This is a genomic window from Halopseudomonas pelagia (assembly GCF_009497895.1).
GTDB lineage: Bacteria > Pseudomonadota > Gammaproteobacteria > Pseudomonadales > Pseudomonadaceae > Halopseudomonas > Halopseudomonas pelagia_A.
Genome location: NZ_CP033116.1, coordinates 3,664,072 through 3,690,477, shown reverse-complemented (window position 1 = coordinate 3,690,477; position 26,406 = coordinate 3,664,072). Strand labels below are relative to the sequence as shown.

At 58.8% G+C, this 26,406-nt stretch carries 28 protein-coding genes and 1 riboswitch; of the genes, 10 read left to right on the top strand and 18 right to left on the bottom strand.

The window, feature by feature from the left end; genetic code table 11:
• Positions 1–204 precede the first annotated feature (204 nt).
• On the top strand, positions 205–471 hold the full coding sequence (locus EAO82_RS17040; RefSeq protein WP_143520389.1) for a hypothetical protein: 267 nt from the start codon (positions 205–207) through the stop codon (positions 469–471).
• Here the strand turns inward: EAO82_RS17040 and lnt are convergent.
• The 5 genes from lnt to miaB form a co-directional block, all read right to left on the bottom strand.
• Positions 424–1,950: an apolipoprotein N-acyltransferase gene (gene lnt / locus EAO82_RS17035; RefSeq protein ID WP_096348480.1), complete on the bottom strand. Its 1,527-nt coding sequence runs from the start codon at positions 1,948–1,950 to the stop codon at positions 424–426. The genes EAO82_RS17040 and lnt overlap by 48 nt on opposite strands.
• A gap of 19 nt (positions 1,951–1,969) precedes the next feature.
• Positions 1,970–2,809 (bottom strand): HlyC/CorC family transporter, encoded by an 840-nt coding sequence (locus EAO82_RS17030; protein WP_096348365.1) that lies wholly within the window; start codon positions 2,807–2,809, stop codon positions 1,970–1,972.
• Positions 2,806–3,303 carry an rRNA maturation RNase YbeY gene (gene ybeY, locus EAO82_RS17025; RefSeq protein ID WP_096348364.1) on the bottom strand — a complete coding sequence of 166 codons (498 nt, stop codon included), beginning with the start codon at positions 3,301–3,303 and terminating at the stop codon, positions 2,806–2,808. The genes EAO82_RS17030 and ybeY overlap by 4 nt, the downstream gene beginning before the upstream one ends.
• A complete protein-coding gene (locus EAO82_RS17020) occupies positions 3,293–4,327 on the bottom strand; it encodes a PhoH family protein (RefSeq protein ID WP_096348363.1) in 1,035 nt (344 codons plus the stop codon). The genes ybeY and EAO82_RS17020 overlap by 11 nt, the downstream gene beginning before the upstream one ends.
• A 129-nt stretch (positions 4,328–4,456) precedes the next feature.
• The gene (gene miaB / locus EAO82_RS17015) at positions 4,457–5,797 is read right to left on the bottom strand and encodes a tRNA (N6-isopentenyl adenosine(37)-C2)-methylthiotransferase MiaB (protein ID WP_096348362.1); all 1,341 of its coding nucleotides are present in this window, start codon (positions 5,795–5,797) and stop codon (positions 4,457–4,459) included.
• A gap of 138 nt (positions 5,798–5,935) precedes the next feature.
• On the opposite strand from miaB, the gene EAO82_RS17010 reads away from it, so the two are divergent.
• On the top strand, positions 5,936–6,262 hold the full coding sequence (locus EAO82_RS17010) for a DUF1820 family protein (protein ID WP_022961295.1): 327 nt from the start codon (positions 5,936–5,938) through the stop codon (positions 6,260–6,262).
• A 57-nt stretch (positions 6,263–6,319) separates the two neighbouring features.
• On the opposite strand, the gene EAO82_RS17005 is transcribed toward EAO82_RS17010, so the two are convergent.
• From EAO82_RS17005 to EAO82_RS16985, 5 genes are read right to left on the bottom strand one after another with little or no spacing between them, the layout of a single operon-like run.
• Positions 6,320–6,961, bottom strand: a complete 642-nt coding sequence (locus EAO82_RS17005) for a tetratricopeptide repeat protein (RefSeq protein ID WP_096348361.1) — start codon at positions 6,959–6,961, stop codon at positions 6,320–6,322.
• Positions 6,958–7,626 (bottom strand): hypothetical protein, encoded by a 669-nt coding sequence (locus EAO82_RS17000; RefSeq protein ID WP_096348360.1) that lies wholly within the window; start codon positions 7,624–7,626, stop codon positions 6,958–6,960. Before EAO82_RS17000 ends, EAO82_RS17005 begins: the two co-directional genes overlap by 4 nt.
• Positions 7,623–8,903, bottom strand: a complete 1,281-nt coding sequence (gene hemL / locus EAO82_RS16995; protein ID WP_096348359.1) for a glutamate-1-semialdehyde 2,1-aminomutase — start codon at positions 8,901–8,903, stop codon at positions 7,623–7,625. The genes EAO82_RS17000 and hemL overlap by 4 nt, the downstream gene beginning before the upstream one ends.
• Before the next feature lie 11 nt (positions 8,904–8,914).
• Positions 8,915–9,547: a thiamine phosphate synthase gene (gene thiE, locus EAO82_RS16990; RefSeq protein ID WP_096348479.1), complete on the bottom strand. Its 633-nt coding sequence runs from the start codon at positions 9,545–9,547 to the stop codon at positions 8,915–8,917.
• Positions 9,547–10,347, bottom strand: coding sequence for a hydroxymethylpyrimidine/phosphomethylpyrimidine kinase (locus EAO82_RS16985; RefSeq protein WP_096348358.1), 801 nt, complete (start codon positions 10,345–10,347; stop codon positions 9,547–9,549). Before EAO82_RS16985 ends, thiE begins: the two co-directional genes overlap by 1 nt.
• A gap of 155 nt (positions 10,348–10,502) precedes the next feature.
• Between EAO82_RS16985 and EAO82_RS16980 the strand changes: the two genes are divergently transcribed.
• Positions 10,503–10,925 (top strand): DUF962 domain-containing protein, encoded by a 423-nt coding sequence (locus tag EAO82_RS16980; protein ID WP_096348357.1) that lies wholly within the window; start codon positions 10,503–10,505, stop codon positions 10,923–10,925.
• A 3-nt stretch (positions 10,926–10,928) separates the two neighbouring features.
• Here EAO82_RS16980 and EAO82_RS16975 read toward each other — a convergent pair whose 3' ends face one another.
• The 7 genes from EAO82_RS16975 to EAO82_RS16945 form a co-directional block, all read right to left on the bottom strand.
• On the bottom strand, positions 10,929–11,558 hold the full coding sequence (locus EAO82_RS16975) for a pseudouridine synthase (RefSeq protein WP_096348356.1): 630 nt from the start codon (positions 11,556–11,558) through the stop codon (positions 10,929–10,931).
• Between the two features lie 134 nt (positions 11,559–11,692).
• Positions 11,693–13,339, bottom strand: coding sequence for an acyl-CoA dehydrogenase family protein (locus EAO82_RS16970; RefSeq protein WP_096348355.1), 1,647 nt, complete (start codon positions 13,337–13,339; stop codon positions 11,693–11,695).
• The gene (locus tag EAO82_RS16965) at positions 13,336–13,977 is read right to left on the bottom strand and encodes a TetR/AcrR family transcriptional regulator (protein ID WP_096348354.1); all 642 of its coding nucleotides are present in this window, start codon (positions 13,975–13,977) and stop codon (positions 13,336–13,338) included. Before EAO82_RS16965 ends, EAO82_RS16970 begins: the two co-directional genes overlap by 4 nt.
• Positions 13,978–14,065: 88 nt before the next feature.
• Positions 14,066–14,266: a DUF2788 domain-containing protein gene (locus EAO82_RS16960; protein WP_394241652.1), complete on the bottom strand. Its 201-nt coding sequence runs from the start codon at positions 14,264–14,266 to the stop codon at positions 14,066–14,068.
• Positions 14,267–14,360: 94 nt separating this feature from the next.
• Entirely contained in the window at positions 14,361–14,849 is a 489-nt protein-coding gene (locus EAO82_RS16955; protein ID WP_096348353.1) for an Lrp/AsnC family transcriptional regulator, read from the bottom strand.
• A gap of 373 nt (positions 14,850–15,222) precedes the next feature.
• Positions 15,223–16,107: a cation diffusion facilitator family transporter gene (locus EAO82_RS16950; protein WP_321540950.1), complete on the bottom strand. Its 885-nt coding sequence runs from the start codon at positions 16,105–16,107 to the stop codon at positions 15,223–15,225.
• Positions 16,107–16,517, bottom strand: a complete 411-nt coding sequence (locus EAO82_RS16945; protein ID WP_096348352.1) for a polyribonucleotide nucleotidyltransferase — start codon at positions 16,515–16,517, stop codon at positions 16,107–16,109. Before EAO82_RS16945 ends, EAO82_RS16950 begins: the two co-directional genes overlap by 1 nt.
• Positions 16,518–16,638: 121 nt before the next feature.
• Between EAO82_RS16945 and hrpB the strand changes: the two genes are divergently transcribed.
• From hrpB to chrA, 7 genes are all read left to right on the top strand, one after another.
• A complete protein-coding gene (gene hrpB, locus EAO82_RS16940) occupies positions 16,639–19,173 on the top strand; it encodes an ATP-dependent helicase HrpB (RefSeq protein ID WP_096348351.1) in 2,535 nt (844 codons plus the stop codon).
• Positions 19,174–19,240: 67 nt separating this feature from the next.
• Complete coding sequence (locus EAO82_RS16935; protein WP_096348350.1) at positions 19,241–20,260, top strand: methyltransferase; 1,020 nt, start codon at positions 19,241–19,243, stop codon at positions 20,258–20,260.
• Positions 20,261–20,300: 40 nt separating this feature from the next.
• Positions 20,301–20,423: riboswitch (yybP-ykoY riboswitch) on the top strand.
• An 89-nt stretch (positions 20,424–20,512) separates the two neighbouring features.
• Positions 20,513–21,091, top strand: coding sequence for a TMEM165/GDT1 family protein (locus tag EAO82_RS16930; RefSeq protein WP_096348349.1), 579 nt, complete (start codon positions 20,513–20,515; stop codon positions 21,089–21,091).
• A 108-nt stretch (positions 21,092–21,199) separates the two neighbouring features.
• Positions 21,200–21,997 carry a DODA-type extradiol aromatic ring-opening family dioxygenase gene (locus tag EAO82_RS16925; RefSeq protein ID WP_096348348.1) on the top strand — a complete coding sequence of 266 codons (798 nt, stop codon included), beginning with the start codon at positions 21,200–21,202 and terminating at the stop codon, positions 21,995–21,997.
• Positions 21,998–22,121: 124 nt separating this feature from the next.
• Positions 22,122–22,973: a glutathione-dependent disulfide-bond oxidoreductase gene (gene yghU, locus EAO82_RS16920; protein ID WP_096348347.1), complete on the top strand. Its 852-nt coding sequence runs from the start codon at positions 22,122–22,124 to the stop codon at positions 22,971–22,973.
• A gap of 6 nt (positions 22,974–22,979) precedes the next feature.
• Positions 22,980–23,801, top strand: coding sequence for a class II glutamine amidotransferase (locus EAO82_RS16915; protein ID WP_096348346.1), 822 nt, complete (start codon positions 22,980–22,982; stop codon positions 23,799–23,801).
• 71 nt (positions 23,802–23,872) lie between these two features.
• Positions 23,873–25,234, top strand: a complete 1,362-nt coding sequence (gene chrA / locus EAO82_RS16910; RefSeq protein WP_096348345.1) for a chromate efflux transporter — start codon at positions 23,873–23,875, stop codon at positions 25,232–25,234.
• A 49-nt stretch (positions 25,235–25,283) separates the two neighbouring features.
• Here chrA and EAO82_RS16905 read toward each other — a convergent pair whose 3' ends face one another.
• Positions 25,284–26,309 (bottom strand): hemolysin family protein, encoded by a 1,026-nt coding sequence (locus tag EAO82_RS16905; RefSeq protein ID WP_096348344.1) that lies wholly within the window; start codon positions 26,307–26,309, stop codon positions 25,284–25,286.
• Positions 26,310–26,406: the final 97 nt, after the last annotated feature.

The window sequence follows — 26,406 nt, the reverse complement described above, 5'->3', positions numbered from 1 at the left end:
GGCAGGATGTCTTTGCAAATCAATGCAGCAGGATACACCACCGGGCAGATTGCAGGTAGCCCAAGCACAAGGCAGTTGCCGCTATCACCATTCGTCGCCGGGTCTCTGCGCTATTAGCGTGGGCAGCTATGCTCTGGATAACGGCAACGGGGTGTTCGACCGCAGCCGGAGGCTCAAAATGACATGTTAAAGGAGGTTGGCTAGATGAAAGGCAGCGCGCCCGCACTACTCAGCGACTTGCCTCGTGACTCTTCGTATGGGCGACTTCTGCGTCGGCTCGATCAGGCCATGGACATGGCCCGCACTCGCGAATGGATGGCCGGGCGGACGCCCACGGTTACTGAGTTGGAGCTCAGCGGGCTAAGCGTAGAGGATCAGCAACTGCTGTGGCGCATTATCGAGGAGTTACAGGTATCTGCAAACTCAGTACTCATCCCGGCGCCGCCAGCGCCCCAGCGCACACGTCAGTAGTATCACCAGCACCCCAATCTTCAGTGGCCAGCTACGCCAGCGCAAATAGGGGCTGAGCCCTTCGCGTGGTTGCACCCAACCACTTAGCGCCACCTGCTGAAACTGGGGAATTCGGGCAGTGATGTCGCCGCGATGATCGATCAACGCAGTAACGCCATTGTTGGTACCGCGAATCATCCAGCGGCCGCTTTCTATTGCACGCATACGGGCCATCTGCAGATGCTGTAGCGGGCCAATCGATTCGCCAAACCAGCTGTCATTGCTGATGGTAATCAACAGCTCGCTCTGAGCTGCGAGCTTGGCTGCAAAGTCGGGGTAAACCGCTTCATAGCAGATAAACGGCGCCAGCCGGTAGCCTGCGGCTTCCAATGGTGCTTGCACCGCCGGGCCACGCGAGAAGCTCGACATGGGTAGGTCGAAAAACGCGATCAGACCGCGCAGGACTTGTTCCATGGGCACATATTCGCCGAAGGGTACGAGCTTGTTCTTGAGGTACTGATTTTCCTCGGCGCCCGCCACCATGATGCCGTTGAAGATGCGCAGCTCACCGGTGTCGTAATTATCCACGGGTATGCCGGTAATCAGTGTGGTGCCTTGCTCGGCCAGATTGGCGGCCATGGCGTCGGCAAAACCTTGTGCCTGGGTCTTGAGCACCGGTATCGCGGTTTCCGGCCAGAGGATCAGATCGACCGGTCCCTGGCCGTAGCTCAAGTCGCGGTACAGGCTAAGCGTCTGCTGAATATGGTCAGGATCCCACTTGCGCGACTGGGGGATGTCAGCCTGTATCAAGGCGACGGACAGCGGCTCGCCGGTGGGCTTTGTCCATTCAATAACGCCCAGTCCCTTGCCGCCCAGCCAGATGGTTAATAGCAGCGCCACAGCTGCAGCGGCATGGGGTAGACGTTTCCACAGGCGTAATTCTGAAAGCAGGCAGGCGCTGAGGACGGTCAGGAACGTCAGCAGCCAGACGCCGCCGATCGGAGCGAAGCCGGACAGCCAGGTATCGGTATGAATATAGCCTTGGTACAGCCAGGGAAAGCCGGTGAGGAACCAGCCGCGGAAAATCTCCTGCGCCACCCAGAGCGCGGCAAAGCCGAAGCAGGCCAGCCAGCCTGGCTGCGCAGGGCGTAACCAGCGCGCCCATAGCCAGGCGGCAAGGGCGATCACCAGTGCCAGGCCGCCAACAAACAGCCCGGTGAGCAGGCCCGCCAACGCCGGCGAGGCGTAGCCGTGCACATGGATACTGATATACACCCAGGATACGCCGCTGGCGAACAAGCCCAAGCCCCAGCACCAGCCGCGCAGGGCCGCCTGCCCCGGGGACAGTTGCTGCAGGCCTTGGTAGAGCAGGGCGATGGACAGCAGACCCAATGGCCACCAGTCGAAAGGTGCAAAGGCCAAGGTCGTCAGCGCCCCGGCGATAATGGCCAGGAGGTTACCCAGCCAGCCCGGACCGCGTAGTCGGTCAATCCATTGCATCAGCACGTGTCGCCATTCCTCAGGATTTTTCCAGGGTAACCCTGAGCAAGTGCACACGGCGGCTGTCAGCATTCAGAACACGAACGCGAAAACCTTCCAGTTCGGCCACTTCATTGCGCTTGGGCAGATGGCCAAAGGCATTCATTACCAGGCCGCCAACGGTGTCAAACTCTTCGTCGGAGAACTCGGTGTCGAAATGCTCGTTGAAATCTTCGATGGGTGTCAGTCCCTTGACCAGGAAATCACCGCTGGGCAGCGGTTTGATATGACTGTCTTCGTCAACATCATGCTCATCCTCGATGTCGCCGACGATCTGCTCGAGCACGTCCTCGATAGTCACCAGGCCGGAGACGCCGCCGTACTCGTCAATCACAATGGCCATGTGATTGCGTGTGGCGCGAAATTCCTTGAGCAGCACGTTGAGGCGCTTGGACTCGGGCACGCAGGTGGCTGGGCGGAGGATTTCCTTGATGTTGAAGCGTTCGGTATCGTCCTGCAACAGCAGGGGCAGAAGATCCTTGGCCAGCAGGATGCCCAGCACATCGTCAACACCATCGCCGATGACCGGAAAGCGCGAATGCGCTGCTTCGATCACGTCCGGCAGAAATTCCCGGGGCGTCTGGCTGGACTTGATGGTAATCATTTGCGAGCGCGGGATCATGATATCCCGGACCTGCATGTCGGAGACCTGCAAGGCGCCTTCAATAATCGACAAGGCTTCGATATCCAGGACTTCGTTGGCATGCGCTTCGCGCAGCAGCTCCAACAATTCCTGGCGGTTCTTGGGTTCGTGGACAAAAGCCTGGGTCAGTTTGTCCAGCCAGGTCTTGTGTCCGCTGGTCGATCGATCTTCGCTCATGATTCCTTTTTCTCGTCGCTGGTTGAAATGAAGTCGGCAGCATATGGGTCGGCAATGCCCAGTTGCGCCAGTAGCTGGCGCTCCAGAGATTCCATCTGCTCGGCTTCGGTATCTTCGATATGGTCGTAGCCTATGAGGTGCAGACAGCCATGCATGACCATATGCGCCCAATGGGCCTGAAGGGGTTTTTGCTGTTCCTGGGCTTCACGCGCGACCACCTGGGCACAAATCACCAGATCGCCGAGCAGTGGAATGTTCAGCTCGGGCGGTAAGTCGGCGGGGAAGGACAACACGTTGGTCGGGTAGTCATTGCCGCGATATTGCAGGTTAAGGCTCTGACTTTCGGTCTCGTCCACCAGGCGGATGGTCAGTTCATGGCCGGGTTTGCTCTGTAGAGCCAACCCGGCCCAGCGCCTGAAGCTGTCTTCGTCAGGCACATCCGGGGCGCTGGTGGCGTTCTGCAGATCCAGCTCGATAGAGGCTTCAAGACTCATTGCTGCGTTCCCGGCGCTGGGCTTCTTTTTCCTGACGCTCGCCTTCCTGGCGCAACTCGAACATATCGTACGCCTCGACAATGCGTTGCACTAACGGGTGACGTACTACGTCCTTGGATTTGAAATGGGTAAAGCCGATACCCTTCACGTCTTTCAGCACCTCGACCACATGAGCGAGGCCGGACTTGGTTCCGCGCGGCAGATCCACCTGGGTGACGTCACCGGTAATCACCGCTGTAGAGCCAAAGCCGATACGGGTGAGGAACATCTTCATCTGTTCCAGCGTGGTGTTCTGGCTTTCATCAAGAATGATAAAGCTGTTGTTCAAGGTGCGACCGCGCATATAGGCCAGCGGCGCGACTTCGATAACCTGACGTTCTATCAGCTTGGCAACGTTTTCGAAGCCGAGCATTTCATAGAGTGCGTCGTACAGCGGGCGCAGATAGGGATCGATCTTCTGCGACAGATCGCCAGGCAGAAAGCCGAGTTTCTCGCCTGCTTCAACCGCCGGGCGTACCAGCAGGATGCGGCGAATCTGTTCGCGTTCCAGCGCATCTACCGCGCAGGCGACGGCCAGGTAGGTCTTGCCGGTACCGGCAGGCCCAATTCCGAAATTGATGTCATGTTCCTGAATGGAGCGCACATAACTCTGTTGGTTCGGCCCACGCGGTTGAATGGTCATGCGCCGGGTGCGCAGTATCACTGGCTTGCCGCCGTCGCTCTGCTGCAGTGCTTCGCTGAGGTTTTCCAGTCCGGATTCTTGCAGAAACAGATGAACGGTATCGGGGGTCAACTCGCCATTGTCGCGGGTTTCGCGGTACAGCTGGCGAAGCACTGCTTCAGCAGAGCGGGTCAGTTCAGCCTCGCCAATCAGTTCGAATTGATTACCCCGGTTGCGCACTTCAATGCCCAGCCGCTGTTCGATCAGTAGCAAGTGTTCGTCAAATTGGCCGCACAGGCTGGCAAAGCGGCGGGAATCAACGGGTTCGATAGTAAAACGATGTATGTGCAGGGGAGCGTTCAAAGTGATCTGTCAGTCGCCTCGTGGCATTCAGGAAATAACAGCATAGCGCGCAAAGCGCGCGATGCAAAGAAGGGCAGATGAGTGGGAATGCGCGGCCGAACGGCCGCGCGAAAGTCCGGGTGGCATAGCTTAGTGAACAGTCTCCGCCAGCAGGCTGCCACGCAGGGAGTGTGGCAAAGCTTCATCGACCAGAACGTCAACGAACTGTCCGATCAACCGCGGATTGTCGCAGCGGAAATTGACGATGCGATTATGCTCGGTACGACCCTGGAGCATGCCCGGGTCTTTCTTTGAATAATCGGTCACCAGTATTCGCTGGGTAGTGCCAACCATGCGCCGGCTATTATCAAAGCCCTGCTGATTGAGGCGCGCCTGCAGAATCTGCAAACGCTGCTTCTTGACCTCGGTTGGCGTGTTGTCCGCCAGATCTGATGCCGGGGTGCCAGGCCGTGCGCTGTAGATAAAGGAATAGGAGAAATCAAAGCCGACATCTTCCACCAGCTTCATGGTCTGCTCGAAATCCTTGTCGGTTTCGCCGGGGAAGCCGATGATGAAATCCGAGCTGAGGATCATATCTGGCACGGCAGCGCGCAGCTTGCGCACGCGCGACTTGTACTCAAGCGCTGTGTGGTTGCGTTTCATACCGGCCAGTACCCGGTCGGAGCCCGACTGCACCGGAAGGTGCAGATATTTGACCAGCTCGGGGACTTCGGCATGCGCCAGAATCAGGCTGTCGGAGAATTCCAGCGGGTGCGATGTGGTATAGCGGATGCGGTCAATGCCGTCGATCTCGGCAATTACCCGAATCAGGTCAGCCAGATCGGCGACCTTGGCGTCGTGGGTCTGGCCGCGATAGCCGTTGACGTTCTGGCCCAGCAGGGTGACTTCACGCACGCCGTTCTCGGCCAGGTGAATGCATTCAGCCAGCACATCGTCGAATGGACGGCTGACTTCCTCACCACGGGTGTAGGGCACTACGCAGAAGCTGCAGTACTTGCTGCAACCTTCCATGATCGAGACAAAGGCCGTTGGGCCATCAACGCGTGGCTCTGGCAAACGGTCGAATTTCTCGATTTCCGGAAATGACACATCTACCTGCGGTTTATGCGTGGTGCGCGCGGCGTTGATCATCTCAGGCAGGCGGTGCAGGGTCTGCGGGCCGAAAACCACATCCACATAAGGGGCGCGGTCGCGGATTGCGCTGCCTTCCTGGCTGGCCACGCAGCCGCCGACACCGATAATCAGGTCGGGGTTCTTGTCTTTCAGCGGTCGCCAGCGACCCAGTTCGGAGAAGACCTTTTCCTGAGCCTTTTCACGAATCGAACAGGTATTGAGCAGAATGACGTCTGCCTCATCGGGGCGGTCGGTCAGCTCCATTGCCTGATTTTCGCCGAGCAGGTCAGCCATACGCGAGCTGTCATACTCGTTCATTTGGCAACCGTGGGTCTGAATAAAGAGTTTCTTGGCCATGGGATGTGCTAAGCGTAACCTTGTAAAAAGCGGAATTATACACGGATGAGGCGGTGCATGTCCCGTGCTGTGCTATCATCCGCGACCGCCGAACCTGCCTGTTCGGCTTGGCCAAGATACAGGTTTGATGGTTCCACGATGAGCAAAGACAAGCAGCCGATTTTCCGCGTTATTTTCCTCAACCAGGGTCAGGTGTACGAGCTCTATGCTCGACATATCTTCCAGAGCGATCTGTGGGGCTTTCTGGAAATTGAGGAATTACTGTTTGGTGAGCGCTCGCAGGTGCTGGTCGATCCCGCTGAAGAAAAGCTTAAGACCCAGTTCGAGGGGGTTGAGCGCAGCTTTATTCCGTTGCAGTCGATTGTGCGTATCGATGAAGTCGAGCGTATCGGTCAGGCGAAAATCAGCGAGGCCAAAGGTGGCGGAAACGTGATGAATTTCCCCATGCCGCCGCAGCCGAGCTGATCTAGCCGAGCTGATTCGGCCGCACCTGTCTCATCAGGTCAAAGGGGCAGGCGCGCCTCATTCAAGGGTCTGCACAGGCCCGAAGGTAGAATCCATCTGCGGGTCACGCGAATCGCCGCTTTCCGGCTGGGCAGGTTTGCCCTGCAGCTGTTCTTCACGGATTTGCGCTAAATAGTTGCGAAATAGCGTGCCCAGTACCTGAGTGGCGACATCTAGCTCCTCTGCATTCATTTGCAGCGCGATCTGATCGCTGGCATCCATGGCTTCATCTTTGCCATTGACTGCCGCCATCTTGAGGATGATGTATGCCTGGGGCAGATTACGCGTCACACCTTCGCCCTGATAGTGCATCAGACCCAACTGGTACTGGGCGCTGGGATGGCCTTGAATCGAGGCTTTTTCGAACCAGCCAAGTGCCTGTTCGATATCCTTTTCAACCCGCTCACCACGCTGGAACAGCTCGCCCATCTCGAATTGCGCCTGCAGGTCGCCAGCGTTAGCGGCTGTTTCGCACGCCTGGATCGCCAGCGCGAGACTTTCATCGTCAACCCGGTTAATCGCACAGCGTTCTTCAGTGCTGATCAACAGGGAGTTATTGCCATTCTGTGCCAGCACCAGCGCAGGGCTGATCAGCAAACTCAGCAGGCAATACCGCGCTAGGCGGGTTGAGAGTAATTGGATAGGCAATCGAGTATTCATGAGTCAGAGGCGGCCTTGGGTCCGCTGTAAGGACTATTGTGGCCTTTATTGTGCGCCTGTTCTGCCAGCAGGCCAACCGCCAGTGCGCAGCCGACAAAGCCCGGCAGCAACCAGCTGGCCTGCGGGCTTGAGTTGAGCAAGCTGGCGAGTGGCAAGCTGTGGTACAGCAATGCCGGTGTCAGCAGGCCGACCAGCCCGGCTATGCATAGCACACTGATGCGCCAGTCCTGGCGCCGGTAAAGGCAGGCGATAAGTACCAGGCAGGCAGCTCCCAGCAGATTGACCAGCCACTGGTAACCCGCCTGCCACTCGAGATAACGTGAGAGTTCGTAGAACCCCAAGAGGCCGAGAATGATCTGACTCCAGACTACTGGTTTCCAGCGCATCCCTCTGCCCAGCACCAAACACACCAGCCCGAGCAGCGGCAGGCTCATATGCTGAGCGGCCAGGCCCATGATGCGCTGGGCATGTTCAATGCCGGCATTGCTTGCGCCCCAGCTTGCCAGGCCAAGTAGCAAAGCGCTGCTGGCGGTCAGCAGCAGCGCCACCATGCTGGCTTTAAGCGCGCCCTGGGCTTCTGCATGCAGGGCATGCTGGCGCTGCCACAGCCAGAAACATAAGGCCAAAGCTGCAGCGCTCAGCAGCAGATAGCTCAAGGCGATCATAGGGCGGCGAATGCCTTTTCAGCTGCGTCCAATGTCAGTTTCAGTTCAGTCTCGCCATGGGCGATAGAGGTAAATCCGGCTTCGAAGGCGCTCGGAGCCAGATAGACACCGTTATTCAACATACCGTGAAAGAACCCTTTGAAGCGCTCGGCATCGCTGGCCATGACGTCATCAAAGGTGACGATGTCATCGGCTCCGGAGAAATACAGACCGAACATCCCGCCTGCCTGGGTGGTTACGAAGGGTATGCTGGCAGCATCCGCGCGCTCCTGAATACCGGTCAGTAGGCGGCTGGTGTAATCGGTTAGTTCAGCATGAAAGCCCGGGCGGCTGATCAGTTTTAGTGTGGTCAAGCCTGCTGCCATCGCCAGCGGATTGCCCGACAGTGTGCCGGCTTGATAAACCGGCCCCAGCGGGGCGATGACTTCCATGATCTCGCGCTTACCGCCAAAGCAACCGACCGGCATACCGCCACCGATAATCTTGCCGAAGGTGGTCAGATCGGGGGTGACTTTGTAATAAGCCTGGGCGCCGCCCAGCGCGACGCGGAAGCCGGTCATCACCTCATCAAAAATGAGCACTACGCCATGCTCATCGCACAGCTCACGCAGCCCCTGCAAGAATCCTGGCGCGGGCGGTACACAGTTCATATTGCCGGCAACGGGCTCAACGATGATGCAGGCCACATCCTTGCCAGCCTGGGCCAGCAGTTCTTTGACAGCATCAATATCGTTAAACGGCAGGGTCAGCGTGTGCTTGGCGAAATCGGCGGGTACGCCGGCCGAGCTGGGTACGCCTTGGGTCAGCGCGCCAGAACCGGCCTTGACCAGCAGGCTGTCGGAATGGCCGTGGTAACAGCCTTCAAATTTGATGATGTTGTCACGCCCGGTATAGCCACGGGCCAGGCGGATAGCGCTCATGGTCGCTTCGGTGCCGGAGCTGGTCATGCGGACCATTTGCATCGACGGCACCAGCTCACAGACCAGATCGGCCATCTCGGTTTCCATCGCCGTCGGCGCACCGTAGGACAAGCCGTGCTGCAGCTGGTTACGCACAGCATCCAATACCGCAGGATGGCTGTGGCCGAGAATCATCGGGCCCCAGGAGCCGACGTAATCCACGTAGCGGTTGTCGTCCTCATCGGTCACATAGGCGCCTTCGGCGTGCTTGAAGAACAGCGGAGTGCCACCGACGCTACGGAACGCGCGAACCGGCGAGTTGACTCCGCCTGGGATATGTTTTTGAGCATTGGCGAAGAGGGTTTCTGAGCGTGACATTAGGCATTCTCTCAAAGGGTTTGAAACAGTTCGCTGAAGCCGCGTGCGCGCCGTTCGACTTCGGCAGGCGAGGGCGCGCCGAACAGGCCGTTGACTACGGCCAGCAGGCTGGCGCCGGAGCTGATCAGCTGCGGGGCATTGTGCAAAGTGACGCCGCCGATGGCGACGATCGGCAAATGAAATTGCTTTCTGGCTTGCTCGAGCAAACAGGGAGTCGCAGCTGGGGCGCCGGGTTTGGTCACCGACTGGAAAAAGCGCCCAAAGGCAATATAGCTGGCGCCTGCTTCCTGGGCTTCGCTGGCGAACTCCAGACTGGCATGACAAGTGGCGCCAATGATTGCCTGATCACCCAGCTGCTGGCGTGCTTCACCCAGACAGCCGTCTTCGCGACCAAGATGCAGGCCGACCTGCAGTTCGCTGGCCAATAGCAGATCATCATTGATGATGAGCTGCGCGCCGTAGTATTCGCACAAAGACTTGAGCTGGGTGGCTTCATCCCGACGACGGGCCGGATCCGCGGATTTGTCACGGTACTGCAGCAACCGCGCGCCTCCGGCTAACGCCGCATCCACCCAGGGCATAAACCGCTCGCCAGCCAGCAGGTGGCTGTCGGTGATGGCATACAGGCCGCGCAGTGAGTGGATCACGAGCAGTAATCCAGGGGTAGGCGCCGGGGTACATACTGGCCGTGGCCGGGTTGCTCGGCATCGCGCAAGGTGCGCCAGGTGTAATCCAGTGCGGACTTGACCGCGCTGACCAGTTCTTCACCCAGGGCCAAGCGGCCAGCCAGCGCGCTGGCCAGCGTGCAGCCTGAGCCGTGGTAATTGCCCGGGAGGCGCTGACAGATAAAGGTGTGTTCGCCACCGTCGCGACAATACAGCCGGTTATGAATCTCGCGCTCTTCGCCGTGCCCGCCGGTAATTAGCAGGTTGCGGCAATAGGGCAGTAGCTTGGCAGCACATTCATCGGCAGTGCCTTCGGGCAGTTCGGCAAGAATGCGCGCCTCCGGCAGATTAGGCGTGGCGATCAAAGCCAAGGGCAGCAGCTTCTCCCGCAAGGCGAAACCCACCTCATCCTTGCCCAGCGAGCCGCCACCGCCAGCTCGCAGGACCGGATCGCAGACCAACGGCAGCGCCGGGTGCTGCTGCATCAACTCGACCACGGTATCGACCATGGCCAGATTGCCCAGCATGCCGAGTTTGACCGCCGAAACCGGCATGTCGTTGAGCACCGCGTTAGCCTGAGCCATGACCCATTCACGGTCCAACACCCGGAAGTCGCTGACATCTACGGTGTTTTGAACGGTCAAGGCAGTGATGGTAGGCGCCGCGTGACAACCCTGGGCAATCAGGGCTTCTATATCAGCTTGCATGCCAGCGCCACCGCTAGGGTCGTGCCCCGACAGGCAGAGTACAACGGGACGGAAAGGTAGAAGTGTTTTCATGCGCTAAGCTTAACATCAAGCGCTCTTAACCGGCAGGGGACTCGGCTGGCTTTCAAGGCCATGGCAGACCTGTGTGTGCCGGCGGATACTGTGTTCGGGGAACTGAATTTTTTGTAAACAACGATGTGGGTAAAACAATAACAGAGGTGCCGGGTATGAAAGCGATTGACCAATGGTTCGATGAGTACGGCGAGAGCCATCACAATCCGACCAACAAGTTGCTGCACTGGATTTGCGTGCCGCTGATCACGTTCAGTGTGCTGGGCATCCTCTGGGCGATTCATCCATGGGTGTCGGTCTTGGCGGTCGCACTGGCGCTGGCTTTCTATGCGACTTTGTCCTGGCGCATCACCGCCGCGATGCTGGTATTGAGTCTGATCATGCTGCTGATTCTGAGCATGATGACCTATGTATTTATCCCCTGCGTGGCGATTTTTATTCTGGCCTGGATCGGGCAGTTTATCGGTCACCATCTGGAAGGAAAAAAGCCGTCGTTCTTCAAGGATCTGCAGTTTCTGCTGATCGGGCCCATCTGGCTGCTCGGCTTTATCTTCCGCCTGCTAGGTATCCGCTACTAGGACCTAGATTTCCACCTCTCGCCATTCGCCCGGCTGCAGTTCGGCCAGTGTCCAGTCACCAATGCTCACGCGCACCAGGCGCAGCGTGGGCAACCCTACAGCAGCGGTCATGCGCCTGACCTGGCGGTTTCTTCCCTCGCGAATGGTGATGCTCAGCCAATGGGTAGGAATGCTGGCGCGAAAGCGTACCGGGGGATGGCGTGGCCAGAGGGTCGGCTCCTGCATCTGCTCTACTTCGGCGGGTCGGCAAGGACCATCGTTAAGCATCGGCCCGGCGCGCAGTTGCGCCAACTGCTCTTCCGTCGGCGTACCCTCCACCTGAACCCAGTAGGTTTTTGCCAGTTTGTGTTTGGGATCAGTAATGCGCGCTTGCAGCCGGCCATCGTTGGTCAGCAATAGAAGCCCTTCACTGTCGCGGTCCAACCGGCCAGCAGGATAGATGCCGGGCAGATCAATAAAGTCCTTGAGGGTGGCGCGGCCCTGGTCGTCAGTGAACTGCGTAAGCACATCGAAGGGCTTGTTCAGCGCAATCAACCTGGGGTTGGCCGGTGGCGCCGCAGGTTGACGTCGCGGCTTGGCGCTCTGCGGGCGCAGCGGCTTGCCGGTCGGGGCGCGTGGTCTGGTCGGTTTCATGCTGGGGCCTGGCTTGGATACTGGCGGTTGATGCTAGTGGTGTTGCCGCCAGAGGTCCAGTTTGAGGAGATGCTGAGGGAGCTGGCTGGTGAAACAGCGAGCCAGCTCCATTTTGCTACTGCAATAGCCGGTGGTCAGCTATTGGGTGTTGAGCGGTCGACCAGCGCTGCCACGTCGATGCCGCGTGGCAAGGTGCCATAGGCGCGGCCGCGTCCGGCAATACGGCTGACGATAAAGGCGTCGGACACCACTTCATTGCCGGCTTCCAGCAACAGCCTTGCCTGCAGCGCCACCGCGACATCTTCGGTCAGTTGCCGGGCGCGGTATTGAATCTCGTCGGTATCGCGGAAATCGGCTTTGATGCGCTCGATATGATGTTTCAGCTGGGCGTCACCGTGGCCATCGCCCAGTTCGCTGAACAACACCTCTAACACCCCTGGCTCCTTGGACAGCGCGCGCAGTACATCCAGGCATTGCACATTGCCCGAGCCTTCCCAGATCGAATTGACCGGAGCCTCGCGGTACAGACGCGGCAGGATGCTTTCTTCCACATAGCCCGCGCCGCCCAGGCACTCTTGCGCCTCGTTGATCATTGCTGGCGCGCGTTTGCAGATCCAGTATTTGCCGATCGCGGTAACCAGTCGGGCGAATTTTTCTTCATGCTCATCATGGGCATTGTCGATCGCCTTGCCCATGCGCATGGTCAGCGCCAGTGCAGCTTCGCTTTCCAGCGCCAGATCAGCCAACACGTTTTGCATCAGCGGCTGTTCGGCCAACACACGGCCGCCGACCGTACGATAGGCGCAATGGTGACTGGCTTGGGTCAGCGCCTGGCGCATCAGCGAGCTGGAGCCGATCATGCAGTCGAAGCGGGTCATGGAGACCATTTCGATGATCGTGGGCACGCCGCGGCCTTCATCACCGACCATCCACGCCAGCGCGCCGCGGAACTCGACCTCGCTGGAGGCATTGGCCTGATTGCCGAGTTTGTTTTTCAGCCGTTGAATATAGAACTGATTGCGCGCGCCATCGGGCCGATGCCGCGGCAGCAGGAAACAGGTCAGACCTTTGTCGGTCTGGGCCAGGGTCAGAAATGCATCACACATCGGTGCTGAACAGAACCATTTGTGCCCGACCAGTTCATACGCCTGGCCGGGCCCGCCAAGGCCCACCGCGTAGGCGCGGGTGGTGTTGGCGCGCACATCAGTGCCGCCTTGTTTTTCGGTCATGGCCATGCCGATGGTAGCGCCGGTTTTCTGTTCGATGGGCAGATTGCGCTGATCATATTGCCGCGAGAGGATCTTGGGCAGCCATTTTTCTGCCAGGTCCGGTTGCAACTTGAGCGCCGGCACGCAGGCGTAGGTCATGGTCATGGGGCAGCAACTTCCGGCTTCGATCTGGTTGTGCAGGTACATGGTCGCAGCCCGCGCAACGTGAGCGCCTGGCCCGGGTCTGGTCCAGGGTGCGGAGGTAATGCCATGGGCAATGCCTGCGCTCATCAGCTCATGATAGGCCGGGTGAAATTCCACCAGATCAATGCGATTGCCGGCCCGGTCGTGACTTTTGAACACCGGCTTGTTTTCGTTGGCCAGGAAACCCGCAGCCATCAGTGGCCCGCCCGCGAGCTGCCCGTAAGCGGCCAGTTCGTTATCTGCCCAATCGCCATTGAAGCGATGCACCCATTGCCTCAGCGGCAAATCTGTGTGGTACAGGTTGATGCCTTCCAGAGGGGGGACCTGATTGGTCACTTCGTGGGTCTCGGCATATTGGTGCAGGTTCATGGTGAAGGCTCCTTCGCGCCGAGGGCGCGCAGACAGAATCTGGTGAGGGCGCGGGTGTAACTTTCCAGGCTTTCACTGGGCAACCCGCTGGCGCGCAGAGCGCGGGCCTGTGGCGATAGGGGGCCGATCAAGGATTCGGCTATGGCGCCTACCAGGCAGGCTGCGGTGATGGAGATATTGTCGACCTGAAAGCTGCCATCGTCATTTCCCTGCTTGATCAGCTTGTGGAAAAGCTCCGCATAGGCCGCGCGGTAACGCAGGCGTTCAGTGTCCACATCGGGCTCAAGCGGCTCGGCAATGAGTGCATGGGCAAGCTGCCGGCTATGCCAGGCGCGCGCAGCGAAGTGCGCAATCCCTGCGCGCAGGCGCTCGGCGGCCGTACCCTGGCCAAAAAACTGCTCTTTCAGTGCATTGACTTCGATGCGGGTAGCCCGGGTAAAGACTTCCGCCGCCAGCGCGCCTTTACCCGGAAAGTAGCGATACAGGCTGCCCGTGGCGATGCCGGCAGTGTGCGCCAGACGGCTCATGCTAAGTGCGGAAAAACCGCCTTCAGCGACCATTTCCAGCGCACAGCCAAGAATATGTTCGCGTAGAGCCTGATCGCGTTCCAGGCGTGCGTGAGTCGTGCGGTAGGCCATAATCTGCATCCTGATTCATCAATGATGAACAGTGAATCAGGATTCAGATCTTGAAGCAGGAGGTGAAACGGTCACAGATACGGCTTTTTCAGCCCTCGACCTGGCCAATGATAATGACTTTGATCACAAAGCCGATCACGCCCAGACCCAGTGCGAGAAACAGCACCATGGTGCCATAGCGTCCGGCCTTCGACTTTTTCGCCAGGTCCCAGACGATATAGCCCATAAACCCGACCAGGACGAAAATCATCAGGGGCATCGCGATAGCTTCAAACTGCTGGTAATCCACGGCCTTTCTCCGATTGTATCTGGACGGCCATTATAGCGACTTCGTGGCCGCGGCACTGTGACAGGTCGTCGCAGCGCTGCACGCCAGAGTGCTCTCAGCTGGTGCGCAGATGGTCCAGCGGCAGTTCGGTGCTGGTTTTTATCTGGTTGAGGACAAAGCTTGAGCGCACGCTGGACACGCCTTCAATCCGGGTCAGATGGCCGAGCAGCAGTTGTTGGTAATGTTCCATATCCGGGACCACCACGCGCAGCTGGTAGTCGGCGTCCATGCCGGTGACCAGGCAGCAGTCCAGCACTTCAGGCCGCTCGCGGATAGCGCTCTCGAAGCCAGCGAACCGCTCGGGGGTATGCCGGTCCATGCCGATCATGACGAACGCCGTCAACGACAGGCCCAGCTTGCGCGAGTCGAGCAAGGCCACCTGGCGTTGAATATAGCCGCTGTCTTCCAGCTGCTTGACTCTCCTGGAGCAAGGGGAAGGCGAGAGCCCGATATGCTCGGCCAGCTCTTGATTGCTGATCCGCGCATCGTGCTGCAGGGCAGCGAGAATTTTCAGGTCGTAACGGTCCAAATTGTGCTCAATCATGCCGTACTCCGTTTTTATTGCTTAGAATAAGCAATAAATGAATATATGTTGCCGAAGTATGGGCTATATATGCAATTTTAGGCAAGAAATGGCGCGGCTGGCGGGCTATTATGGTTCCACGTTCAAAGCCAAGGCCGGCTCGTCCAGTCTGCTCCTCCACGAAGGGATCAGACGGCTAACGATTCTACCGAATCCTTTGCCAACCGGTCACCCAGCTCACAAGGCTCAGGGAATCAGGCAGGCATCTACCCGACGCGATGTGGACATACAAAAGCGGCTGAGCCTGAAAAGGTTCGGCCGTTTTTGTGTGCGGCCGGCCAGGTGCCGCCGGCTAGGTGCGGCCGGCTAGGCTTGGCCGACCAGGTGCGGCTCGTCAAACCGGATCGGTATGAATCAGAACATCGGTCTGAGGAAAGCGCTCTACGATCCTCGCCCTGACCCGTTCACCCAGATCATGGGCCAGTACCAGAGGCGTCTGCGCCGGAACTTCCACATGCATCTGCATAAACCAGTCGTGGCCGGATTGGCGGCTGCGAAAATCATGCACATTGACCACACCTTCGACTGAACGCGCGAGCTGAAGCGCTTCAGCGCGCACTTCATCGGAGAGCTCACGATCCATCAAAATCTGCACCGCATCGCGGCCAATCTGAACGGCGCTGTAGCCAATAAACAGCGCAATCGCCAGGCCAAAAAACGCATCGGCGCGCTGTATGCCGTAAGCGGCCAACAGCAGCGCCACGATAATGCTGGCATTGAGCAGCAGGTCCGAGCGGTAGTGCAGTGAGTCGGCACGAATCGCGGTGGAGCCAGTGCGCTTGATCACATGGCGTTGAATCAACAGCAGGCCGATGGTCGCCGCGATGGAGAACAGCATAACCGCAATACCCAGCCAGGCGCTGTCCAACGGCCTGGGATTGAGCAGCCGATCGATCCCCTGCAGCAATACCAGTACGGCAGAGCCGGTGATGAACGCGGACTGCGCCAGCCCGGCCAGGGCTTCAGCCTTGCCGTGACCGAAGCGGTGCTCGTGGTCGGCGGGCTTCAAGGCATAGCGTACTGCGAACAGATTGATCACTGATGCTGCCGCGTCCATCAATGAATCAATCAGAGACGCCAGCAAGCTGACTGATCCTGACATCAGATAGACACTGCTCTTCAGAGCAATCAACAGTACCGCCACTGCTACAGAGGCGTAGGTTGCCAGCTTCAGCAGTCGGTCACGTTCGGCAGGTATCAGCGGCGCCATGTTGATCATCAAGCCCTCGGCGGCAACCCTAGCGAAGCCAATTGCTGGCTGTTCGGATGGCTGATCTGCCGTGCGTGCTCCAGGGGCAAATCCAGATCCAGATCCTGCTTGATAATTGCCTTGAGTTTCAACGGGTCGACCTGGCCCTCTTGGTCGAGTGCATCGTTCAAACGTTCCGGCTTGAGCGAGTATTCACCATCAGGCAAGTAGATAGCCCCGGTAGCGAAATCTACCGCAAAGGCAATCACCCCGGGAACGATATACAGCAGAAATCCGAGTGAGTTGAGCACGACGAGGCCGGAGTCCAGCTCACCACTAATCTGGCCGCGGCGTTCCGGATAGAAAATGGTGCCGCAGGCAGCCAGCTGGGTGGTCATGACGGTGGTGAGCAGAATGGCGGCGAGGGGTTTCAGGCGCATGTTTTAGGTCTCAGTCCGGTTGAAAGAGTGCGTCAAGCATGGGCTTGCCGACCAGCTTGGTTAGGTAGTGAGCATAGCAGAGCGGCTATAATAGCGCCTTTGCTTCGAGTGCTTGAAGACCATGACCGATTTACCTGTAGCCAGCGTACTGGACGAGCTTGATCAGGCGCTGGCCAGCCACCCTTGCGCCGTGCTGCAGGCACCGCCCGGCGCCGGCAAAACCACGCTGGTGCCGTTGGCGCTGTTGAACAGTGCCTGGCTGGCAGGGCAGAAGATCATCCTGCTTGAACCGCGCCGGTTGGCTGCGCGGGCGGCGGCCGAGCGTCTGGCCCAACTGCTGGGTGAGCCGGTCGGGCAACGGGTTGGTTATCGCATTCGGCTGGAAAGCCGGGTCAGTTCTGCCACGCGTATCGAAGTAGTCACGGAGGGGATCCTGCAGCGCTTGTTGCAGGACGACCCCGAGTTGCCAGGCATCGGCCTGGTGATCTTCGATGAATTTCATGAGCGCAGTCTGGACGCCGATCTGGGGTTGGCGCTGTGTCGGCAGACGCAACAATACCTGCGTGATGATCCGCCGCTGCGGTTGCTGGTGATGTCTGCCACGCTGGACGCACAGGCGGTCAGCCAGCTACTGGATAACGCGCCCATGATCAGCAGCCAGGGTCGGCAGTATCCGGTGGATGTGCGTTATATGGGTACGGCTGAGCCGCGGCAACCAATAGAGCCGAGAGTGGTACAAACCGCACTGCAGGCGCTGGCCGATGAAGGTGGTAGTCAGCTTGTCTTCCTGCCGGGGATGGCGGAAATCCGCCGGGTCCAGACTCAGCTTGAGGCGCAGCTCACGCACCACAAGGATGTGCTGGTCACGCCGCTTTATGGTGAACTGGACCTTGCTGCTCAGCGCCTGGCCATCAGCCCGGCGCCGCCTGGGCAACGCAAGATTGTGCTGGCCACTTCCATAGCGCAAACCTCGCTGACTATCGAGGGCATACGAGTGGTCATCGATGCGGGCTTGATACGCCAGCCATCTTTCGATCCGGTGTCCGGCCTGACGCGCCTGCAGACCCGCCGAGTTTCCCAGGCTGCTGCCGAGCAACGCGCGGGCCGCGCCGGGCGCCTGGAACCCGGTATATGTTATCGGCTCTGGTCAGCCAGCCAGCAGGAACAGATGGCGGCGCAGGATCAGCCGGAAATGCTCCAGGCCGATCTTGCGCCCCTGGCGTTGCAATTGGCGCAGTGGGGGATCCAGGAGGCGAGTGAACTCAGCTGGCTTGACCAGCCGCCGACGGCAGCCTTGGCTCAGGGTCGCGAACTGCTGGAGATGCTGGGCGCATTGCGGCGCGACGATGCTGGGTGGCGACTGACCGAGCATGGCACGGCCATGGCGGCCTTACCCATGCACCCCCGTCTGGCGCATATGCTGTTGCGCGGTCAGGCGATGGGGCTGGGGCTGCTGGCTTGCCGCCTGGCCGCCATCGCCGGCGAACGAGATCTGTTGCGTGGGGTGCAGGATGCCGACCTGGCCAGGCGCATGGCACTGTTCGATCAACCCAGGGCTGACGGTTCGCTAGACCGCGGAGCGATGCAGCGCGCACGTCAGTTGGCCGGGCAATGGCAGCGTCTGTTGGAGAGAACGCCAGTGAACCCGGTGGATAACCCCGAGCATGAGCACTGGCAGGGGCTGTTGCTGGCCATGGCCTATCCGGATCGTATTGCCCAGCGGCGGGCCGAGGGCGGGGAGTACCGGCTGGCCAATGGGCGCTCGGCGGCCTTTGCCGAGGCCGATGCGTTGCAAAAGCATGAGTGGCTGGTGATCTCGGCTTTGGGCGGCCATGCGGCGCAACGCAATGTCAGAATCTTTATGGCTGCCGCTCTGGATGCGTCTTTAGTGACAAGGCATGTGCCTGAACTGCTGACCCAGAAGGATACGTTGGAGTGGGATGCGCGCAGCGAAAGTTTGATCGCCGAGCGTCAGCAGCGCCTGGGGGCGTTGATTTTTAGCCGCAAGGCCCTGCCGGAGATGGATCCCGATGCACGCAACCGCGCGCTCTGCGAGGTGGTGCGCAGGCAGGGTTTGAATCTGCTGCCCTGGTCGTCAGCATTACGCCAGTGGCAGGCACGGGTACTTCTGCTGCGTCAGCTGGATTTGAACCAGGGCGGCAGCAGTGACTGGCCGGATATTAGCGACGCGGCTTTGCTCGATACGCTGGAAGTCTGGCTGGCGCCCTATCTGGGCAAGGTCAGGCGCCTGGCGCACTTTGCCAATCTGGATTTGCCATCAATCCTGGCTGGGCTTTTGCGCTGGCCGCTGCCGCGTCAGCTTGACGAGCAGGCCCCCAGCCACTGGACTGTACCCACCGGATCGCAAATCCGTATCGATTACAGCGAAACGCCGCCGGTTCTGGCGGTGCGGTTGCAGGAGATGTTCGGCAGTACCGACACGCCGCGGATCGCGCAGAATCGCCAGTCGCTGCAACTGCATCTGTTGTCACCTGCTCAGCGTCCGGTGCAAATCACCCAGGATTTGGCCGGCTTCTGGCAGGGCAGTTATGCCGAGGTTAAAAAGGACATGAAGGGCCGTTACCCGAAACACTACTGGCCCGATGATCCGCTGCAGGCGGAGCCTACGCGTCGGGCGAAGCCGCGCAAGAGCTGAGTGCTCGCTTTGCAGTGGGGAAACGAGAACGTACAATCCCCAACCCGCCCACCACCCGGAGCCGCCGATGGACAATACCAGCCAGATTCTTGAACGTAGCGCCGAGCTGTTTGCCGGCAAGCGTGTGCTGCTGGTCAATCCGACCGCAGATAGCCTCACTGTGCAGTTGCCCGCGCAATGGCATGTCTGGACCTGGGATTACGCAGTGTGGCTAGGCTTGAACGCGCAACTGGATGCCGAGCATCTGAGTTTTTCGCACGAGTGCCCGGCGGTCGGCGAGCTGGATGCGGCGGTGCTGGTCATGCCCAAGGCGCTGGAGCGCGCCGAGTATGCGCTGGCGCAGATTGCGCCTTTGCTACAGGCCGGCTGCCCGCTGTATCTGGTCGGGGAAAAGAAGGGCGGCATCACCCGTGCTGAAAAGCTGATGCAGCCCTATGCGAAGTATGCGGAAAAGCTCGATTCCGCCAGACATTGTCAGCTATGGCGGTCCGCGGTCGATGGGCAGGCGGCCCCGTTCGTGCTGGCCGAATGGCAAAAGCAGTTCACCCTGGAGTTCAGCGACCAGTCGGTCGAACTGGTCAGTCTGCCCGGCGTTTTCAGTCACGGTCGGCTGGATGAAGGTAGCCAGTTGCTGCTGGAAGAATCCAAACCCTTGCCTAAGGGCAAGGTGCTGGATTTCGGTTGCGGGGCAGGGGTGCTGGCCACGGTGCTCTCGCGACGCAATCCGGGCAGTCAATTCGAGTTGGTAGACGTGGATGCGCTGGCATTGTACTGCGCGACACAAACCTTGCAGCGCAATGGCGTCGAGGCTGAGGTGTACCCCTCCGACGGTTTGAGCGACGTGCATGGACGGTTGGCCGCAGTGGTCAGCAATCCACCGTTCCATACCGGGATCAAGCACGACACCAGTATCGCCGAACGCTTCTTCGAGCAGGTCACGCGCAATCTGTTGCCGCGCGGAGAATTGCGTATTGTCGCCAATGGCTTTCTCAAGTACCCGGCTCTGATTGAAACGCACATCGGCCCCTGCCAGGTGCTGCGCGAAAATAATCGCTTCAAGGTCTATTCGGCCGTCGCGCCGGGTTGACCAGATCGGGTTGACCACGCCCGACCTGCGGGGTATATTCCCGCCCGTCTTAGGGGAGTAGTCTCTCTATGCAGGCCATCGCGGCCTGCACTGGCAAACGTCAACATACTTGGTCCACAGACCATGGCGTTTGCGACCTGCGGCCGCGTCAGCGGCTCCGGTTTGACGAGACCTATGACATACGCACACCAGCCGAGGGCGGAGGTGGACGTATGTCATTGGTTTGTTGATCCGCCCTCTTATGGAACCTCCGTGGAAGCCTTCTTCGTTTCAACCGGTATTGTTGCGCTGGCAGAGATCGGCGACAAAACCCAACTGCTTGCCTTACTGCTCGTTCTGCGTTTCCGTCGCCCCTGGCCCATTGTGCTGGGTATTTTCGTGGCGACCGTGGCCAACCACGCGCTGGCTGGCGCTGTGGGCCAGTTGGTCAGCGATTTCCTCAGCGATACCTGGCTGTACACGCTGCTGGCTATTTCCTTTATCGCTGTCGCTGGCTGGACCTTGATTCCTGACAAGCTCGACGAGGATGAAACCCCCGCCATCAGCCGTTACGGTGCCTTCGCCGCCACGCTGGTAGCCTTTTTTATTGCTGAAATGGGTGACAAGACCCAGATAGCCACCGTGGTGCTGGCTGCGCAGTTCGATGCCTATCTGTGGGTGGTGCTGGGCACCACGCTGGGCATGATGCTGGCCAATGTTCCTGTGGTGTTCATGGGTAACGCGGCTGCAACCAGACTGCCGCTGGATCTTATTCGGCGGATTGCTTCCGGTGCGTTCCTGTTGATGGGGCTCTATGCTGCATGGCTGGCATTCAGGGCTTTTCAGGGCTAGGCCTTGATGGCAGTGCTGCGATTTACTTGGAAGTTCAGCCTTGTCACCGGCTGAATGCTGCCGAGTAGGTTATGCTTAATAAAGGTTGGCATTTGATTGGAGGTGTTCATGCAACCGGTGCTTTTTCTTTCCCATGGCGGGGGGCCCTTACCTCTGCTTGATGATCCCGAGCATGCCGAACTTCTGCTGACCTATGCGCTGATCCGCCATAAGCTCGATGGCTTGCACCCGCTGCCTTCGGCATTGCTGTTTATCAGCGCCCACTGGGAGACCAGGGAGCCAACAATAACCGCAGCGGCCCAGCCGTCGTTGCTGTTTGATTATTACGGTTTCCCGCCGCAAAGCTATCAGTTGCGTTATCCGGCACCCGGAGCGCCTGGATTGGCGGCGTCCTTGGCCGACCAGCTCGCGGCGTGGGGCTGGACAACGCATCTCGATGCGGAGCGTGGTCTGGACCACGGCGTGTTCGTGCCCGGGATGCTGCTGTTTCCGCGCGCCGATATCCCCTGCCTGCAATTGTCGTTATTGGATTCGCTGGATGCGACCGCGCATCTGGAGTTGGGGCATGCGTTGCGTGCGCTGCGCGACGAGAACGTGCTGATCATCGGCTCCGGTTTTTCCTTTCACAATATGCGCGCTTTCTTTGATCCGGTTACCAATCAGGAAGCGTCACTGAATCTTGCCTTTGAAAACTGGTTGGAAAGCAGTTTGCGAATCGACGACGAGCAATTGCGCGAAAGCTCTCTGGCCAATTGGAAGCAGGCGCCCGGTGCAGCTTTTTGCCATCCCCGGGAAGAACACCTGCTGCCCATTCACGTCTGCGCCGCTGCCGCCGGTAAACCGGTCGCGCAGGAATGGCGTTTCACTGCGCTGAATCGGCATGGCAGCTGTTACTGGTGGAATTGAGCGCATTGCTGGCAAAAGCCGTGGCAACACCTTTGCTTGCAACGGCGGGTAAACATTTGTCGGCAAATAGTCCACTATTAACCGATTACCACCTCTATGAAATCAGCCAGACAAGGGGAATACGATGACCGAGAATACTTATACGCCGCCGGCAGTCTGGACCTGGGATCAGGCGAGCGGTGGCAAGTTCGCCAATATCAATCGCCCGATTGCCGGCCCAACCCATGACCAGCCACTGCCGGTAGGCAAGCATCCGCTGCAGCTCTATTCGCTAGCTACCCCCAATGGCGTCAAGGTCACTATTTTGCTCGAAGAGCTGCTGGCGCTCGGCATCGAGGAAGCAGAGTACGACGCCTATCTGATCAATATCGGCGAAGGTGATCAGTTTGGCAGTGGTTTTGTCGACATCAACCCGAATTCGAAGATCCCTGCGCTGCTGGATCAGACCATGGACCCGCCGTTGCGGCTGTTCGAGTCAGGGTCGATCATGCTCTACCTGGCCGACAAGTTTGGCGCCTTTATTCCCAAGGACGCCGCTGGACGCGCCGAATGCTTGAACTGGTTGTTCTGGCAGATGGGCAGTGCGCCGTTCCTGGGTGGCGGTTTTGGCCATTTTTACGCCTACGCTCCAGAAAAATTCGAGTATCCGATCAACCGTTACACCATGGAGGTGAAGCGGCAGCTGGATGTACTCAATCGGCAATTGGCGGACCATCCTTATATCGCTGGCGAGGAATACAGTATCGCTGACATGGCGATCTGGCCCTGGTATGGCGGGGTGGTGACCAATCAGGTATACGGCGCCGCAGAATTTCTCGAAGCGCATACCTACACCCACCTGCTGCGCTGGGTGGAGGAGGTGGGCCAGCGTCCGGCGGTCAAACGCGGGCGCATGGTGAACCGCACCTGGGGCGATGCTTCTGAGCAACTGCCGGAACGCCACGACGCCAGTGACTTCGACAAGGTAGCTAAGTGACTGGCGATGTGTGAGCTGATGGGCATGAGCGCCAACGTGCCGACCGATATCTGCTTCAGCTTTTCCGGGCTGATGCAGCGCGGCGGTCGCACCGGGCCGCATTGTGATGGCTGGGGCGTGGCGTTCTACGAAGGTGGGGGGCTGCGTTGTTTTCACGATCCACAACCGTGCCACAGCTCAGCTATCGCTCAGTTGATTGAAAGCTATCCGATCAAGTCTGAAAACGTGATTTGTCACATCCGTCAGGCCAATGTCGGCCGGGTAAGTCTGGCCAATACCCACCCCTTCAGCCGGGAGTTATGGGGCCAATACTGGAGCTTTGCGCATAACGGTCAGATACAGGCTTTCAGCCCCCAGGCCGGCCCTTTTCAACCGGTCGGCAGTACCGATAGCGAAGCCATTTTCTGCGATCTATTGAATCGGCTGCGTGCCAGGTTCGAACAACGTCCCGCGCTCGCTGAACTAATGGATTGCATCACCGCTGCCTGCACGGAGTACGCCCAGCAAGGGGTATGTAATCTGTTGATCAGCAACGGTGAGTGGTTGTTTACCCTGTGCACCAGCAAGTTGGCCTGGATTACCCGCCGGGCACCCTTTGGCCCTGCGCAGTTGAGTGATGTGGAGCTGGCAGTGGATTTCAAGGAGCACACCACACCGAATGATGTGGTGACGGTGATTGCCACTGCGCCGCTGACCAGTAACGAACAGTGGCAAACATGCCTTCCGGGCGAGTGGCGGCTCTGGCAGGGAGGCGAGACGCTATTGCAGGGCCGTGTGCCGGTAGTCGAGTTGCTGCCAACTGAGCCCGCCGGAGCTGAATCGCTGTAACAATCTGCACTCACACTGGTGCTTCGAGACCGGCTTGTAATTGACTTTGCCAGGGGCTTTGCGATTGGACAATGGATAAACAACCGCCAGCAGGTTCGCCTGATAATACGCCTGCGATAGCAGATGCCAGTTTCTTCCAAGCTCTACTATTCTGGCTAAAGCTCGGGTTCATAAGCTTTGGCGGGCCGGCTGGGCAGATCGCAATCATGCATCAAGAACTGGTTGAAAAACGCCGCTGGATATCCGAACGGCGTTTTCTGCATGCATTGAATTACTGCATGTTGTTGCCTGGGCCAGAGGCCCAGCAGTTGGCGATCTATATCGGCTGGTTGTTGCACCGTACCTGGGGTGGTGTGGTGGCAGGAGTGCTGTTCGTGTTGCCGTCGCTTTTGATCCTGATCGCTCTGGCCTGGGTGTATATCGCTTATGGCGAGGTGCCGCTGATTGCCGGGATTTTTTACGGTATCAAGCCGGCGGTTACCGCCATTGTATTTCAGGCTGCTTGGCGCATTGGCGGCAAGGTATTGAAAAACAAATGGCTGTGGGCAATAGCGCTGTCGGCCTTTGTTGGCATTTTCTTCTTCAATGTGCCTTTCCCATTCATTGTGCTCGGCGCGGGGTTGGCGGGCTATCTGGGTGGGCGGTTTGTGCCGCGATACTTTCAACCAGGCGGCGGGCATGGCTCTGAACAGAAGTCCTACGGCCCTGCGTTAATCGATGACGATACGCCTACACCGGAGCACGCCCGATTTGCCTGGCCGCGCCTGGGGCGGTTGCTTATGGTAGGCGCCGCTCTCTGGCTGGTGCCCATGCTGGCGCTGTATTGGCTGTTTGGTTGGGACGGTACTTTGACGCAGATGGGCTGGTTTTTTACCAAGGCCGCGTTGTTGACTTTCGGAGGCGCTTACGCGGTGCTGCCCTACGTGTACCAGGGAGCCGTCAGCGACTTCGGCTGGGTAACCCCTGGGCATATGATCGATGGCCTGGCGCTGGGTGAAACCACGCCGGGTCCGTTGATCATGGTCGTAGCCTTTGTGGCCTTCATCGGCGCCTATGTGTTGCAGGTGTTTGGGCCTGATCAGGCATTTCTCGCCGGGGCTGTGGCGGCGATGCTGGTTACCTGGTTTACCTTTTTGCCGTCTTTTCTGTTCATTCTCGGTGGTGGCCCGTTGGTCGAGTCTACCCATGGGCAGTTGGGCTTTACTGCCCCGCTGACCGGTGTCACCGCTGCGGTCGTTGGCGTGATCGTTAATCTCGCGTTGTTTTTCGGTTACCACGTGCTCTGGCCAGAGGGTTTTGACGGTGCGCTGGACTGGCCTTCGGCGCTGATCGCCCTGGGCGCTGCGCTGGCGCTGTTCGGCTTGAAGCTCTCGGTGATGAAGACGCTGGGATTATGTGCGCTGGCAGGGTTGCTGGTGCAGTGGCTGATCTAGTTAAAGCCAGCGATCAAGAAAGCCAGGCACGGGCCTGGCTTGGTATTGATCAGCTTGTCCTGGCATCCTTCAGACGATGCTCCCAGCGGCGCCGGGCGAATCGGCGCATGTTGGGGATATCGTCGGTCTCGTCCATGATCGGCTTGCCGATGATCGCCTCAACGATGTCCTCCAGCGTGACCAGGCCCTGCCAGCCGCCGAATTCATCGTAGATCAGGCTCATATGCTGACGTTCCTGCATCAGTTGGGTCATCAGGTTCTCTGCGTTGGTGGTTTCCAGCGTGACCTTGATCGGCTTCATGATGCTGGATACCGGCTGGCTGTCATCTTCGGCCATCAGCGCATCGTAACGAAACACCACGCCCAGTGGCGCTTCGTCTTCAGCGACTACCGGGTAGCGCGAGAACTGGCTTTCGCGAATGCGCAGCTTCAGATCGGCGATACTTTCATCCGGTAGCGCGGAGGCGCAGACAATGCGTGGGGTCATGATGTCTCTGACCTTGACATCATGCAGGTCGAGAATATTGCTAATGACTCGCTGCTCATCATCGTCCAGCTTGTCTAATTCACGTCCAAGCATGGCCAGGGCTTTGATCTCCTCGCGAATGTCATGCTCGGGCGGCTTCCCGCCAAACATTCTCATCACCACGTCAGACAGCATGATAAACGGCTTGAGTAGCAGAATCATGATGCGAAGCAAGGGTGGCAGGAACGGCGCAATCGGGCGCCAATATCGCGCACCAATGGTTTTCGGCAGAATTTCCGACAATACCAGAATCAGCAGCGTCATCACCGCCGAGGCGATACCCAGGTATCCGTCGCCAAAGACGATGGCCACCTGTGCACCGACGCCGGTAGCACCCACGGTGTGGGCAACGGTATTGAGCGTGAGAATGGCAGCAAGTGGTTGATCTACGTTGTCTTTCAAATGCTTGAGACGTTCGTAGAGCTTGGGTTTTTCCAGCTTTTGATGGGCGATGTAACTAGGCGTCAGCGAGAGCAGGGCAGCTTCAAGGATGGAACAGATAAATGAAACCAGAATGGAGAGGACAGCAAAAGCTATCAGGAGAGTCATGGGGTCCTGTTGAGGGTGGCTTATGAGTGTCGAAATTTACCTGAAAATAGTGCGCTCGTCACTGGCGTAATTGCAACCGGAGCAACGCTGAAATGAT

Coding starts and splice junctions, on each gene's coding strand:
- EAO82_RS17040 (WP_143520389.1), top strand. CDS start 205: ATGAAAGGCAGCGCGCCCGCACTACTCAGCGACTTGCCTCGTGACTCT.
- lnt (WP_096348480.1), bottom strand. CDS start 1,950: ATGCAATGGATTGACCGACTACGCGGTCCGGGCTGGCTGGGTAACCTC.
- EAO82_RS17030 (WP_096348365.1), bottom strand. CDS start 2,809: ATGAGCGAAGATCGATCGACCAGCGGACACAAGACCTGGCTGGACAAA.
- ybeY (WP_096348364.1), bottom strand. CDS start 3,303: ATGAGTCTTGAAGCCTCTATCGAGCTGGATCTGCAGAACGCCACCAGC.
- miaB (WP_096348362.1), bottom strand. CDS start 5,797: ATGGCCAAGAAACTCTTTATTCAGACCCACGGTTGCCAAATGAACGAG.
- EAO82_RS17010 (WP_022961295.1), top strand. CDS start 5,936: ATGAGCAAAGACAAGCAGCCGATTTTCCGCGTTATTTTCCTCAACCAG.
- EAO82_RS17005 (WP_096348361.1), bottom strand. CDS start 6,961: ATGAATACTCGATTGCCTATCCAATTACTCTCAACCCGCCTAGCGCGG.
- EAO82_RS17000 (WP_096348360.1), bottom strand. CDS start 7,626: ATGATCGCCTTGAGCTATCTGCTGCTGAGCGCTGCAGCTTTGGCCTTA.
- hemL (WP_096348359.1), bottom strand. CDS start 8,903: ATGTCACGCTCAGAAACCCTCTTCGCCAATGCTCAAAAACATATCCCA.
- EAO82_RS16985 (WP_096348358.1), bottom strand. CDS start 10,347: ATGAAAACACTTCTACCTTTCCGTCCCGTTGTACTCTGCCTGTCGGGG.
- EAO82_RS16980 (WP_096348357.1), top strand. CDS start 10,503: ATGAAAGCGATTGACCAATGGTTCGATGAGTACGGCGAGAGCCATCAC.
- EAO82_RS16975 (WP_096348356.1), bottom strand. CDS start 11,558: ATGAAACCGACCAGACCACGCGCCCCGACCGGCAAGCCGCTGCGCCCG.
- EAO82_RS16970 (WP_096348355.1), bottom strand. CDS start 13,339: ATGAACCTGCACCAATATGCCGAGACCCACGAAGTGACCAATCAGGTC.
- EAO82_RS16965 (WP_096348354.1), bottom strand. CDS start 13,977: ATGGCCTACCGCACGACTCACGCACGCCTGGAACGCGATCAGGCTCTA.
- EAO82_RS16955 (WP_096348353.1), bottom strand. CDS start 14,849: ATGATTGAGCACAATTTGGACCGTTACGACCTGAAAATTCTCGCTGCC.
- EAO82_RS16950 (WP_321540950.1), bottom strand. CDS start 16,107: ATGATCAACATGGCGCCGCTGATACCTGCCGAACGTGACCGACTGCTG.
- EAO82_RS16945 (WP_096348352.1), bottom strand. CDS start 16,517: ATGCGCCTGAAACCCCTCGCCGCCATTCTGCTCACCACCGTCATGACC.
- hrpB (WP_096348351.1), top strand. CDS start 16,639: ATGACCGATTTACCTGTAGCCAGCGTACTGGACGAGCTTGATCAGGCG.
- EAO82_RS16935 (WP_096348350.1), top strand. CDS start 19,241: ATGGACAATACCAGCCAGATTCTTGAACGTAGCGCCGAGCTGTTTGCC.
- EAO82_RS16925 (WP_096348348.1), top strand. CDS start 21,200: ATGCAACCGGTGCTTTTTCTTTCCCATGGCGGGGGGCCCTTACCTCTG.
- yghU (WP_096348347.1), top strand. CDS start 22,122: ATGACCGAGAATACTTATACGCCGCCGGCAGTCTGGACCTGGGATCAG.
- EAO82_RS16915 (WP_096348346.1), top strand. CDS start 22,980: ATGTGTGAGCTGATGGGCATGAGCGCCAACGTGCCGACCGATATCTGC.
- chrA (WP_096348345.1), top strand. CDS start 23,873: ATGGATAAACAACCGCCAGCAGGTTCGCCTGATAATACGCCTGCGATA.
- EAO82_RS16905 (WP_096348344.1), bottom strand. CDS start 26,309: ATGACTCTCCTGATAGCTTTTGCTGTCCTCTCCATTCTGGTTTCATTT.